General features: G+C 35.3%; 14 protein-coding genes. 4 read left to right on the top strand and 10 right to left on the bottom strand.

Features of this window, described 5'->3' with window-relative positions; translation table 11 throughout:
- Positions 1 to 115: 115 nt before the first annotated feature.
- The gene (locus KHA96_RS04560; protein WP_213128084.1) at positions 116 to 1,471 is read left to right on the top strand and encodes an Nramp family divalent metal transporter; all 1,356 of its coding nucleotides are present in this window, start codon (positions 116 to 118) and stop codon (positions 1,469 to 1,471) included.
- Between the two features lie 4 nt (positions 1,472 to 1,475).
- Positions 1,476 to 2,360, top strand: a complete 885-nt coding sequence (locus KHA96_RS04555) for a GNAT family N-acetyltransferase (protein WP_213128083.1) — start codon at positions 1,476 to 1,478, stop codon at positions 2,358 to 2,360.
- 3 nt (positions 2,361 to 2,363) lie between these two features.
- Here the strand turns inward: KHA96_RS04555 and KHA96_RS04550 are convergent, their stop codons facing one another.
- The 3 genes from KHA96_RS04550 to rlmN are packed head-to-tail and all read right to left on the bottom strand — an operon-like array spanning position 2,364 to position 4,527.
- On the bottom strand, positions 2,364 to 2,699 hold the full coding sequence (locus tag KHA96_RS04550) for a L,D-transpeptidase (RefSeq protein WP_213128082.1): 336 nt from the start codon (positions 2,697 to 2,699) through the stop codon (positions 2,364 to 2,366).
- A 31-nt stretch (positions 2,700 to 2,730) separates the two neighbouring features.
- Positions 2,731 to 3,444 (bottom strand): HAD family hydrolase, encoded by a 714-nt coding sequence (locus KHA96_RS04545; RefSeq protein WP_213128081.1) that lies wholly within the window; start codon positions 3,442 to 3,444, stop codon positions 2,731 to 2,733.
- An 18-nt stretch (positions 3,445 to 3,462) separates the two neighbouring features.
- Entirely contained in the window at positions 3,463 to 4,527 is a 1,065-nt protein-coding gene (gene rlmN, locus KHA96_RS04540) for a dual-specificity RNA methyltransferase RlmN (protein WP_213128080.1), read from the bottom strand.
- Between the two features lie 144 nt (positions 4,528 to 4,671).
- Between rlmN and KHA96_RS04535 the strand changes: the two genes are divergently transcribed.
- Positions 4,672 to 4,974: a hypothetical protein gene (locus KHA96_RS04535; RefSeq protein WP_213128079.1), complete on the top strand. Its 303-nt coding sequence runs from the start codon at positions 4,672 to 4,674 to the stop codon at positions 4,972 to 4,974.
- A gap of 7 nt (positions 4,975 to 4,981) precedes the next feature.
- On the opposite strand, the gene KHA96_RS04530 is transcribed toward KHA96_RS04535, so the two are convergent.
- Genes KHA96_RS04530 through KHA96_RS04520 form a run of 3 tightly spaced genes read right to left on the bottom strand, consistent with a single transcriptional unit; the run spans position 4,982 to position 7,117 of the window.
- The gene (locus KHA96_RS04530) at positions 4,982 to 5,629 is read right to left on the bottom strand and encodes an HD domain-containing protein (protein ID WP_213128078.1); all 648 of its coding nucleotides are present in this window, start codon (positions 5,627 to 5,629) and stop codon (positions 4,982 to 4,984) included.
- Between the two features lie 16 nt (positions 5,630 to 5,645).
- On the bottom strand, positions 5,646 to 6,311 hold the full coding sequence (locus tag KHA96_RS04525; RefSeq protein WP_213128077.1) for an N-acetylmuramoyl-L-alanine amidase: 666 nt from the start codon (positions 6,309 to 6,311) through the stop codon (positions 5,646 to 5,648).
- A gap of 11 nt (positions 6,312 to 6,322) precedes the next feature.
- Positions 6,323 to 7,117: an RDD family protein gene (locus tag KHA96_RS04520; protein ID WP_213128076.1), complete on the bottom strand. Its 795-nt coding sequence runs from the start codon at positions 7,115 to 7,117 to the stop codon at positions 6,323 to 6,325.
- A gap of 109 nt (positions 7,118 to 7,226) precedes the next feature.
- On the opposite strand from KHA96_RS04520, the gene KHA96_RS04515 reads away from it, so the two are divergent.
- Positions 7,227 to 8,198, top strand: coding sequence for a stage II sporulation protein M (locus KHA96_RS04515; protein ID WP_213128075.1), 972 nt, complete (start codon positions 7,227 to 7,229; stop codon positions 8,196 to 8,198).
- 179 nt (positions 8,199 to 8,377) lie between these two features.
- On the opposite strand, the gene KHA96_RS04510 is transcribed toward KHA96_RS04515, so the two are convergent.
- The 4 genes from KHA96_RS04510 to KHA96_RS04495 are packed head-to-tail and all read right to left on the bottom strand — an operon-like array spanning position 8,378 to position 12,377.
- Positions 8,378 to 9,733 (bottom strand): DUF58 domain-containing protein, encoded by a 1,356-nt coding sequence (locus KHA96_RS04510; RefSeq protein WP_213128074.1) that lies wholly within the window; start codon positions 9,731 to 9,733, stop codon positions 8,378 to 8,380.
- Positions 9,684 to 10,613, bottom strand: a complete 930-nt coding sequence (locus tag KHA96_RS04505) for an AAA family ATPase (RefSeq protein ID WP_213128073.1) — start codon at positions 10,611 to 10,613, stop codon at positions 9,684 to 9,686. The genes KHA96_RS04510 and KHA96_RS04505 overlap by 50 nt, the downstream gene beginning before the upstream one ends.
- The gene (locus KHA96_RS04500) at positions 10,610 to 11,737 is read right to left on the bottom strand and encodes a DUF4350 domain-containing protein (protein WP_213128072.1); all 1,128 of its coding nucleotides are present in this window, start codon (positions 11,735 to 11,737) and stop codon (positions 10,610 to 10,612) included. The genes KHA96_RS04505 and KHA96_RS04500 overlap by 4 nt, the downstream gene beginning before the upstream one ends.
- On the bottom strand, positions 11,721 to 12,377 hold the full coding sequence (locus KHA96_RS04495) for a DUF4129 domain-containing protein (protein ID WP_213128071.1): 657 nt from the start codon (positions 12,375 to 12,377) through the stop codon (positions 11,721 to 11,723). The genes KHA96_RS04500 and KHA96_RS04495 overlap by 17 nt, the downstream gene beginning before the upstream one ends.
- Between the last annotated feature and the right edge of the window lie 2 nt (positions 12,378 to 12,379).

Here is a 12,379-nt window from a genome sequence, read left to right as displayed (position 1 = left end):
TACTTGCCAAATAAAATGATTAAGATTTATTATTAGAACATAATATCTATCTTATTTTTTTACACAGAAATTTGCGTGAGGTAAACTTATTTTGATTACAGCTAAACTTTAAGGGGTGAGAAAGTTGAGTGATATAGATAGTAAACGAGGATGGTTAAAAAGCAGCTCTAATATTAGTTTAGAAGAGGTAAATAATTCTGTTCGCATCCCAGAAAATGCTGGTTTTTGGAGGAAATTATTTGCATTTGCTGGACCAGGATCTTTAGTGGCTGTTGGGTATGTAGATCCAGGGAATTGGGCTACTTCCATCGCAGGAGGAGCACGATTTGGTTACACACTACTTTCCATCATTTTAATTTCTAGTCTAATGGCGATTTTGCTTCAAACATTATCCGCTAAGCTTGGGATTGTAACTGGAAGAGATCTTGCACAAGCAACAAGGGATGCTACTGGGAGAAAAACAGCTTTTTTTCTTTGGATTATGGCGGAGTTAGCGATAATCGCAACGGATTTGGCGGAAGTCATAGGATCTGCAATCGCGTTGAATTTGCTTTTTGGGATTCCATTATTAGTTGGAATTTTAATCACAACCGTTGATGTTTTGCTGCTCCTATTATTACAGAAAAAAGGATTTCGCATCATAGAATCGATTGTGATTGTATTAATGGTAACCATTTTTGCTGTTTTTATTTTTGAAGTAGTTGCTTCTAAACCTGAAGTTGGAGCCTTATTAAATGGTTATTTACCAAAAGCAGAGATTGTAACAAATCCACATATGTTGTTTATTTCATTGGGGATTCTAGGTGCGACAGTCATGCCGCATAATCTCTATTTGCATTCTTCTATTGTCCAAACGCGGCAATATAAAAGAACGAAAAAAGGAAAAAAAGAAGCGGTCAAATTTTCAGTTATTGACTCAACGTTTTCCCTGACAATGGCTTTTTTAATTAATTCAGCGATATTAATATTAGGTGCTGCTGCTTTCCATGGTAAAGGAATACAAGTATCTGAAATCGAAGAAGCATATAAATTACTCAGTCCTTCAGTAGGAGTTGGAATCGCAAGTACGTTATTTGCTGTAGCATTATTAGCTTCAGGGCAAAATTCAACGATCACGGGAACATTATCTGGTCAAATCGTAATGGAAGGTTTCTTGCATTTGAGGATTTCTCCATGGCTTAGAAGGATTATTACTCGAATGCTAGCAGTCGTTCCAGCATTTGTTGTTACTTGGATTGCAGGTTCACGAGGAACAGCCGATCTTCTGCTTTGGAGTCAAGTTATTCTTAGTTTGCAACTACCATTTGCGGTTGTCCCACTTATTTTATTTACGAATAGCAAAAAGAAAATGGGCGTATTTGCTAATAAAACAGGTACGAAAGTATTGGCTTGGTTCTGCACTGCTGTAATAATAGTTTTAAATATATTTTTAATTGGTTATATTCTAGTAACCGGTCAGGATTTAGGTTGAGATTATGGAACAACAACTAAACTTTATAAAAGATTATAAAAATAATGAAGTCTTAAGAAAGAGTTTCAATTCTTTAGCAAATCAAATTTTTGGGATTAATTTTGAAGAATGGTATCAAAAAGGCTTCTGGGATAGTCATTATATTCCGTTCTCTTACACGGATGGGAGTATTGTTATCGCTAATGTTTCGGTCAATATTTTACATCTAATCATTGAAGGAGAAGTGAAAAAAGCCGTTCAGATTGGGACTGTAATGACACATCCAGATTACCGCAACAAAGGAATTTCGGCTGCTTTAATGCGTAAAGTATTGGATGAATATGAGACAAAAAGCGATTTTATTTATTTGTTCGCTAATCAGTCTGTACTAGACTTTTACCCTAAGTTTGGATTTGAAGCTGTTGAAGAATATGTGTATACATTAGATTTTAGTGTGAACGAAATCTCTTCCGCAAACATACGTAAGCTAAATATAAAAAATCCAAAGGATTTGAATTTCATCCACCAATGCGTATCTGAGAGAGAGCCAGTTTCCCAAAAATTCAGTACGGATAATCCTATAGGGATTTTTATGTTCTACTGCCTGAATGTTTTCCCTAATGATATCTACATTTTAGAAAAGGAAAATGTGATCGTGCTCTTTAAGAAAGAACATGATCACATACACATTTTTGACATCGTTAGTAAAAATGAAATTGACATTTTACAAATTTTACGTGGAATTTCAGATGAATCTACTAGGAAGATAGTATTTTATTACACACCAGACTATCCAAATATTGAAGTGGAGCAAAAAAGAAATAATGGATCTGAAGTGTTATTTGTAAAACCTACAAGTCAGTATCCTTTTCCAATAAAGATTAAACACCCCATTACTTCTCAAGCGTGAATTTTAACGATGAATAACAACATTGGTCCCTATCGGAATGCGTGATGATAAATCTAATACATCAAGGTTATGCATTCTAATACAGCCATGGGACACATTTTTACCAATCGAAGAAGGATTATTCGTTCCATGAACTCCATAATGAGGTCTAGATAGCCCCATCCATAGTACACCAAATGGTCCCCCAGGATGGGGTTGTTTATTAATAATGGTATATGTTCCTGAAGGTGTCGGGGTTAACATTTTTCCTACAGCGATCGGATACACTTTAATGATTCGGTTTCCATCATGAAGAGCTAGTTGATGCTTAGACGTTGAAACACTGATCCATTTAGCCATTAGATCACCTCATACTATCGTATGAGCGTTCTTACGTATTTGATTTAATAAAGGGTAAAATATCGGATGCTTTATTTAGTTTAGGGAAGCCCGATATTTTTTCACTAATGAACAATGGCTGGAACCAGGTTGCATGGAAAGCTTTTAAACCAGCTTTCCTTGCTCCTTCAAGTTCATTAGATCCTCCATCCCCAATGAATATTGAATGTTTAGGTAATACATTAAGATTGCTACAGGCGATATCATAAATCTCTTTGTTTGGTTTAGCGCAATTTACCTTATAGGAAAAAATGACAGAATCAAATAATTGAGCCAAAGATGTATCATCCCATGCTACTACTTCTTCAGGAGCACAATTACTGACTAGTCCGACTTTAATGTCCATTCGTTTTATTTGCATAATAGTCTCAATGATTTCCTCATCAATTAACTGAAATGGAATTATTTTAGCTTGGATTCTATTTTCAATTACTGTTTCGATATCTTTTATGTTATAAGGTCTTTTTAAAGTATGAAATATATCAACTAAACAACTTTTTGCATTCGGAAAGAATCCATCCATTCGTTGTTCACGTCTTTTCTTCCACTCACTTTTAAAAACATCTTCTTCAATTCCTAGCATAGTGGCGGGACTAAAATCAGCTTTCTTTTTTCCGTTCTCCCATTCTGTTATTAATGTCTCATATAAATCAAAAAATACAGCTTCAATTATGATTAACTCCCCCTTTTCAATAAAAAAACGCATCTATACAATAGATACGTTTTAAACTGCTTTTGTTTTCTTTATTTGTTTACTTCGTAGTTGTCCACACGCAGCGTCAATATCCGTACCTTGTTCATGGCGAATACCGCATTGAATGCCTTTTTTCTTTAATGTGTCATAAAAGGCAAGAATGTCTTTCTTTTCACTTCGCTCATATTGAATATGCTCATTGACTGGATTATATGGAATCAAATTCACGTAAGTTAGGTGACGTTTATTTTGAAGTAGTTTCGCAAGCTGCACTGCCTCTTCCTCGTGATCATTAACACCCTTCAATAAAATATATTCAATCGTAACTCTGCGATTATTTTTTTCTAAATAATAATCAAGTGCCGACATTAATTTTTCAATAGGGAATGCTTTGTTAATCTTCATGATTTGTGTTCTTAATTCATCATTTGGTGCATGTAAAGAAAGGGCTAAATTAACTTGTAATTCCTCATCTGCGAATTCACGAATTTTTTGTGCAAGACCACTCGTTGAGACTGTAATATGTCTAGCACCAATTGCAAGTCCTTTCGGATCGTTAACTACTTTAAGGAAATTCATCAAGTTTTTATAATTATCAAATGGTTCTCCGATTCCCATGACAACAATATGGCTTACTCTTTCATCATTTCCTTTTTCATCAAGATGTTGTTGTACTTTCATAATTTGTTCAACAATTTCGCCACTATTTAGATCACGGTTTTTTCTTAATAACCCACTTGCACAGAAGCTGCAGCCGATGTTACAGCCGACTTGAGTTGTCACACAGACAGATAATCCATATGAAAAGCTCATTAGAACTGTTTCAATTAAATTTCCATCTTGCATTTCAAACAAAAATTTAATCGTTCCGTCAGCAGATTCTTGTTTGATCGATTGTTTTAGTGTCTGAATGAAAAAATGTTCTTCCAATAATTCTAAGCAATCTTTATTTATATTTTTCATTTCTGAAAAAGATGTTATTCTTTTCTTATATAGCCAATCCCAGATTTGTTGGGCACGGTATTTTTTCTGACTATTTTCCAATAACCATTCAGTTAATTGTTCCATCGTCAATCCATATATTGATTGTTTCATTATGATTCCTCATTTCTAAACCTTGAGTTTCAATAAAAAGGTTGCCTAATCTATAATATAGGAAAATCAATCGTGTCACAACTACCAAATATTGAAATAGTGTTTATCTTATACAATATTTTTCATTCTAGGAGGAAAATAATTTTGAATAACCATGAATTTGAACAACGTGTCATACAGAACTATCAAAATGACGAAGAAATGATGATCCTAATATTTGCTCAGTGGTGTGTAAATCATGAGTTGGATCCTGAAAAAGTTTATGCCCAAGCATACCCGAGCCAAGCATCCAGCCCAGCCTTGCAGAATGCTATCAGCTTAACCGTTCCTAAAGAAGAAGCTGCACATATTAGCAATGATACTTTATTAAATATCTTATCTATATTTGGCAACGATGATTTAGCTTTTGTAATTACAGAAATAATAGGTAAAGAAAAGAGATCTTGATTTTTTATCAATGATCTCCAACCCATTCCTTGAAGAATGTTTCTAAAAATTCTTCCATATACTGATGTCTGCTTTCAGCCATTTCTTTACCCATTTCGGTATTCATTAAATCCTTTAGCGTTAAAAGTTTTTCGTAAAAATGATTTATGGCTGTTGTTTGTTTTTTTCTGTATTGTTCTGGATCTAATTTCTCTTCCGGTTTTATATCAGGATGATAGATTAATTGGTTTCTTGCTCCTGAATATGCAAAGGTTCTGGCAATACCAATCGCTCCAATTGCATCAAGGCGGTCAGCATCCTGGACAATCATTCCCTCAAGTGTTTTCATTCGAGGCCGTCCTCCACCTTTGAAGGACATAGTCGTAATGATTTCCAAGATCGCTGAAATATAAACCTCATCAATATTTTCAGAGAGAAGAAATTCCTTTACTTTATTAATTCCTTCTTCTTCAGATATATTCAATTTTTCATCAGCGACATCATGGAGCAATGCCGCCATTTCGCAAATGAACATATCTGCATTTTCATTTAATGCTATGGTTTTGGCCATTTTCGTAACTCGACAAATATGCCACCAGTCATGACCAGTTGAATCATCGTGCAATAGCTCATAGACGAATTTTTCCGTGTGAGAAATAATTAATTCTTTTTCCATTTGATCTCCTTTTAAATTAAAAGCCTATCTTCTTCCAATCAAATAACGAACCCGGATCCGTTTTTCTTCCAGGAGCATATTCATCATGTCCGACAATGTATTTTCGACTTCTCTCGATGGAAGGATTTCGATTAACGATGTCATCCAATAATAAGTTCAATGATTCATATTGAGATTCAGTATAGCCAATAAGCGTAGGATGAATAGAATCATACAATTCTTCATCTATCATTGATGCCATTTCTTCCTTCGTACCAATTGCTAATATTTCAATGCCAACCGAGTATTGATTCATGTTATTCCTATATTTTGTAAAATAAGGCAAAACACCTAAGCCAGCATGATATGCAACTCTATCTTCAGGAACAAGCTGGTAAATCTCTCCCGCCCTCCCGATTAAATAATGTGCAGAAACGCCATATTCAGTAAATATTGAATTTACGTCCTCAACATTATAGGGATCACCAACATTTTCTCCTGCATTGCTTATAAAATGCAAAACGATATGCGTAGGAGCTTCCACTCGAATTTCCGAATTTTGTAATGGAAGAAAATAATCAATCATGTTGATTTCCATTTCTACTAGTTCCTCTTCCTTCTTTTCGGGTTCGCTTATTACTTCGGAAGTGCAGCCTACTAATAACATTGTGATTAATAGTAAGGATATACGAATTTTTACCATATAGCTGCTCCTTATAGTTCAAATTCCCATTCATCCTTTAAAATTAAATAGACGATAAGCAGCTTATTTTCTAACTCTTCATCTTCTTGTTCGATTCCTAGTTTCGGGAATAAAATGGCAGCTATTTGTTTTGTTAATTCATCTCTGTCATTTTTCGGCAATTGCAAAAAACGATTACAATATGTTTGGATTAATTTCCAATCTTTCATTTTAATAGATTTTAAGGACCACTCATCTATAATAAGATCATTTTTTGATAACCCCCTCGTTTGTATTTCTTTTTCAATTGCTGAAAGCTTGTTTTTTCTATTTGTCTTTCTTTCGTGTACGACAATCGAGCCTGCCACTAGATCACCAATACGCTTATGTTTACTATGGAAGAAAATCATAATGATTCCAAGAAAATAACCAGTTGGCAGTGAATCAATGATTCGTAAAAGGTTGCGAATAAAACTAGATAATAATGTGATACTATGCCCATTTTCTTGTATTACTCTAATTCCCATCGCACGTTTCCCAGGGGTTCTTCCTCCTGAAAAGTATTCAAATGCAAAAAAATAGCCCCAATTGATAAAAAATATTCCAATAATAATAATTGCTATAAGATATGAATGCAAATCAAGAAAAATCAATATGTCTGGCTGCCCATAAGTAATGATTAGAAAGATGACAACAATAGCAATATTAAAAGCCATTAAAATGAGTTGATCGATTATGTATGCAGCCGTTCTACTACCTAAGCCTGCAACTTGAAATTGCAATGATACATATTCGGGTGTTTTTATACTAATACGGTCTTCGTTCAAAAGAAAAACCTCGTTTCTTTGATATTTCTCTAGAAGCTGTTTCTATTTTATAATGAAATTACTATAATAAGAAGAATAGATTACAAATACAATTGGTGTAGGTGCAGTGATGAATATTAAGCAATTTATTAAACAACATCGTGAAGAATGGAATCGGCTTGAACAACTAATTAATATTTTACAAAAACGTAAAAGTGCATATACAGCGGCAGATATCGAACATTTTAACAAGCTTTATCAAAAAGCTGCTCAAAATCTATCGTATTGTCAAACGTTTTTTCCAAAAGAAGAAGTAACGCTTTATTTAAATGGACTAGTTTCAAAAGCTCATAATCTTTTATATAAAGACCAAACTACAAGCTTTAAACAAATCAGACACTTTTTTAGCACGACATTTATTGGGCTTTTATTAGGACAATGGAAGGCTGTTGTCATTGCGATGTTTTTATTTACTCTCGGTGCATTGGGAAGTTTTTTTTCTGTCATAAACGACCCTCTACACTTGTATTCAATTCTTCCAGCAGACATTGCACAAAATGTTGATCCCGAGCGACTTGGAAGTAGTGATGGAGCGGTCGATTCCCCATTAATGTCTGCGAGTATTATGACAAATAATATTCAAGTGGCCATTTTGGCTTTTGCCGGCGGCGTTACATTTGGTTTATTAACTGTGTATGTAATGATTTATAATGGAATTATTGTAGGTGCCCTTGCAGCTCTATTTTGGCAATATGGAAAAAGTTATGATTTCTGGGCTTATATTGTGCCTCATGGAATGATTGAACTTACCGCTATTTTCATTGCTGGCGGTGCTGGGTTATTAATGGGCTACAAGCTTTTAGTTCCCGGACAGTTTTCTAGATCCTTTCATTTAAAACACCAAGCGAAACGATCAGTACAGTTATTGCTTGGGACCGTACCTTTATTTATTATCGCAGGAATTATTGAGGGATTCATTACCCCTGCTGCAATTTCTTTAGAATGGAAATACATAGTTGCACTCATTACAGTGTTTGGCTTAATTTTTTATGTATTAATTGGAAAAATATTGTTGGACCGTTCATTATCTAAAGGAATGTAAACAAAATACACATAATTTTGGCGAATCCATCAGCTTTTATGCTGATAGATTCGCTTTTTTCTGCTCGTATGTTTATACCTTTTTTAGCTAATTTTATTGTTGATTGACCAGTCCAGTCCTATCAGTCTTTTCTAAATTATATATGTCCTATATCCGAGTTCTTTCTCCATTCCGAACTACTACAACAAGTTCCGGTTCATAACATCGATATAATGGGAAACCGCAGCAATCGCTACGTTTTCTTCTTTGGCTTCAAGCATGATGAGGCCTTGCCTCTCCCATTTGATTTTTTCCTTTTTCTTAAAAAGTATTTGCTGCTGAGCAATGCTTTTGATCATCGCTTGCTGCACATTATCGGATGTCTCATTAGCTCTACTAAGGAGAGTCGCATCTTCGATTCCTACCATTAAAAATAAGTGTCTTTGTCTAAGTCGTTTTAAGTATAGAAGGGCATGTTCTTCATACAAAAATGTCCTTACATCACTAAACAAAAGGAGCAAACTTCTTTTCTTTTGCATGGACTCTAAAAAAGAAAAAACTGCTGCATAATTGGATTCTGCTGAGTCAACTGATACGTTATAAATGGAATGAAGGATTGTCTGTAAATGAGTCATTCCTTTTGCAGCAGGTATAAACACTTTGACATCCTTCGCAAAAGCTAAAACTGAGACATAATCACCATTTTTAAGTGCTGCAGCTGCGACTAAATGGGCAGCCTCCAATGCTTTTTCGAGACGGTTCCCTTTCGTCAGTTCAGCTCCCATCATTCTTCCACAGTCTATTAATATCGTAATATATTTTCCGTGTTCGGGTTCATATTCATTCGTCATTACTTGGCGGAGTTTAGCTGTTTGCCGCCAATTAATTTTACGAGGGTCATCCCCTACGACATAGTTTCGAATTTGTGCGAAATCTCCAATGCCAGTTTGATATTTGCGTATTTTATTTCCTTCAAACAGCAAATATTTTTGAGCATTTTCTAAAAATTGCTTAGTCTCTGATAGGTCGGGAATCACCTTCACGGTATCTATTAAATCTACTGTCAATTGTTTTTCCCATAAACGAAATGTACTGGTAAAACGGAAATACAGCTTTGATATTTCATAATCTCCTCGAACTGGAGCCATCGTTTCATATTCAATAGTGGCGACACCCTGAGTCATTCTTCCTTTCATCGGAAACGGTCTCTGAAAGCTTTGCGGAATCCCATCTATTATCGAATAAAACATTGAATGCTTAGAACGATTCGACACTTCGATCTGCACCTTATAAGATACATTTCGTTCTAATTCAAAAGGTATAAGACGTTTAAAAGTAAGATCCTTTTTCTTTGGAGAAAAAGTTAAATCTATTAAGCTCAATAAAACAACAATAATATTCATTACAATAAAGGGCCACCATGAAAAGCTTCCGAAGCTTACAACTACAAGTACTAGTGAAAGTATACCGAAAATGGCAAGTAAGCGCCCAGATGGTACGATCCCTCTATCTTGGAATAGGAACCGAGCCCACAAGTTCTTCAATAATTTGGTCAACAGACGCTCCCTCCAATTCTATATGTGGAGATAGTTGAATGCGATGTCGCAAAGACGGTTTGGACACCATTTTTACATCGTCTGGAGTTACATAATCTCTACCAGATAAATATGCCCATGACCTAGCCGCCCTTCCGATTGATATAGCTGCCCTTGTACTTGCTCCAAAACGAATCGAATCTGTCTCCCGGGTTTTTCTTACTATTTTCATAATATAATCCATCACATTATCCCCGACTGTAACGCGGGAGATTTCTTCTGTTAACTGAATAAAAACTTCCATATTCATGACAGCAGATAATAGATTGGACATATTTTCATTTTCAATTACTTGCTGTAAAACATTTTTTTCCTCTTCAAAGCTTGGGAAATCAACATAGAGCTTAAAAAGAAAACGATCTTGCTGAGCTTCAGGCAATGGATAAGTTCCTTCAAACTCAATTGGATTTTGAGTAGCGACAACGAAGAATACTTCGGATAATGGGTATGTTTCTCCTTGAATCGTCACTTGCTTTTCTTCCATAGCTTCCAATAGTGCGGCCTGAGTTTTCGCAGGAGTACGATTAATTTCATCTGCTAATAGGATGTTTGTAAACACTGGCCCTTTAATCGTTTCAAATGTATTATCTTTCATATTGTAAATCGTACTTCCCGTAATATCGCTAGGCAGCAAGTCTGGCGTAAATTGAATTCGATTAAACCTTCCGCCTAATAATCCTGCAAGTGTTCTAACCATTTGTGTTTTCCCAGTCCCTGGAACACCTTCTAAAAGGACATGACCGCCTGCTAAAATAGCTGATAATAGTAGTTTAATATTTAAGCTTTGACCTATGATTTTTTCTTCATACTTTTCTATTAAAATTTGTAAATCTTCTTTCATCGCTTGACAGCCTCTTCTCTTAATCGATTTAATCTTTTCGACCACAGTAAATATTCGTGTTTGCTTATTTTATCCTTTTGTAAAACGGGCTCAATTTCTTTTAACGTTTTTACGTTCGTCATATCAATCCGTTTTCGTTGAAATAAACCTTCAAGGTCGAACGAATCAATCGTTGTAGGAACTCCATACCTTTCTAAAAATAATTGTTTTACGAAATCATACTGTATGGCCAATGATTCTCGGTACTTTTGACCTCTTAAATACCAAGCAGCCAATGCCTTAATTCCCTCGTCACTAAAGCGGACCGTTTCTTCCCTTTGCTCTAAAATAGGACCGAACCTCTTCCCTTTTGCCCAAAGCCACAAAATAGAAATCAAAATGATTTGCAGCATTAATATTAAGAACCATTTTGGATATACTGTCCATATCGTGGAAGCATTTTCTCCCATATGAATGTATTCATCAAAAAGGATGGAATCTACCTTTTCCTCTTTTACAAGCGAGAGGATGAGAGGGATATGATCATGGGTTAAAACTTGTCCGTTTGTTAGCCACTCTGGTGCAACAGAAACTATCATATGACCATCTCCAAAGGAGCGTTTTTGTGCAATCGTTCCTTCTTTATCATGTAATAAGATCTTGTCACTTTTTTCTGATAGCAGTCTTACAGAAGAATTTATTTTCCCCTTATAATTCATTTCATTTTGATCCGTTATGTTTATGTTTTTATCCGACAGATCTTCCTCTAACCTTTCTGTTTTAAGATCGAAAAAGCCTTCTGGGTTTTCACTTATGAATAAAATCGTATTACCTGACTTCATAAAGTCCTTATATTCATTTATTTCTTCTGTTGTCGGCATGAAAAATGGTTCTATCATAATAAGAAGCTGATGTTCTGGGTCGTTGTTTAAAAGATTCGGAGTATGTTTCCATCTCTTTATATTGTCATGTTGATTATGTAAATACGTATATACAGCCTTTACCCCAGTCGGTGAGGGAGAGCTAGATACATAATTAGGATAAATCTTCGGTTTTTGTGAAAACATGAGAAAGCTTGCCAATGCAAAAATAATTAATAGGATGACGAGCCAAATCCATGTTTTTATTTTACTTATTTGCTGCATCGGTTGGCGCCTCCTGTATATCGCCAAGCCATTCCATCACTTGCGATTTATAATGTACATATTCATCCTTTTCAACCATTTTTTCACCATAAGTTGCCTCGTCGAATAAAAGAGCTAAATGATAAAAGCGCTCTGCCCATTCCTTGTTCACCTTGCGAAGTTCATCGTAATATTCCCAATTCGTTTTCCATAATCTTGCTTTGAGCCATTCTTTTTCATGGCAGTATAGAAGCAAGGCGAGGAAAAGATGCCGTGTTGATGTTGTAAAATCTCCTTGTGCTTCTAATCGCATAGCTTCTTCTAGGTGAGTGTGAAGGGTCCAGTCCATTTCTTTCAAGGATTGAAAAGGTTTGTTATCTTTATATTTATGTTTCCGCAATTCCCCCCGAACGAGAAACGCTGCCAATACTACAACCATCGCTACAACTGCAACGATTATGGCAATAAGAATCGGACCAGCTGCTGTATGACTGGCCGATTCTAAAGAAGGGAACAATTTTTCCAGTTGATTGGCAACCCACTCTTTTGCACGTTCCCACCAAATTGTTAAAATACTTTTTGATTCGTTCCTATACATTTGATATTCTTTTCCATTCAAAATGTCACGAATCTCTTCTTTTGCCTTATTCACGTTTTCCATCT

Source organism: Bacillus sp. FJAT-49711, assembly GCF_018343715.1.
Lineage (GTDB): Bacteria > Bacillota > Bacilli > Bacillales > Bacillaceae_C > Lederbergia.
This window is presented reverse-complemented; position numbering and strand designations above follow the sequence as displayed.

Coding starts and splice junctions, on each gene's coding strand:
- KHA96_RS04550 (WP_213128082.1), bottom strand. CDS start 2,699: ATGGCTAAATGGATCAGTGTTTCAACGTCTAAGCATCAACTAGCTCTT.
- KHA96_RS04545 (WP_213128081.1), bottom strand. CDS start 3,444: ATGCGTTTTTTTATTGAAAAGGGGGAGTTAATCATAATTGAAGCTGTA.
- KHA96_RS04525 (WP_213128077.1), bottom strand. CDS start 6,311: ATGGTAAAAATTCGTATATCCTTACTATTAATCACAATGTTATTAGTA.
- KHA96_RS04555 (WP_213128083.1), top strand. CDS start 1,476: ATGGAACAACAACTAAACTTTATAAAAGATTATAAAAATAATGAAGTC.
- KHA96_RS04500 (WP_213128072.1), bottom strand. CDS start 11,737: ATGCAGCAAATAAGTAAAATAAAAACATGGATTTGGCTCGTCATCCTA.
- KHA96_RS04505 (WP_213128073.1), bottom strand. CDS start 10,613: ATGAAAGAAGATTTACAAATTTTAATAGAAAAGTATGAAGAAAAAATC.
- rlmN (WP_213128080.1), bottom strand. CDS start 4,527: ATGAAACAATCAATATATGGATTGACGATGGAACAATTAACTGAATGG.
- KHA96_RS04530 (WP_213128078.1), bottom strand. CDS start 5,629: ATGGAAAAAGAATTAATTATTTCTCACACGGAAAAATTCGTCTATGAG.
- KHA96_RS04495 (WP_213128071.1), bottom strand. CDS start 12,377: ATGGAAAACGTGAATAAGGCAAAAGAAGAGATTCGTGACATTTTGAAT.
- KHA96_RS04515 (WP_213128075.1), top strand. CDS start 7,227: ATGAATATTAAGCAATTTATTAAACAACATCGTGAAGAATGGAATCGG.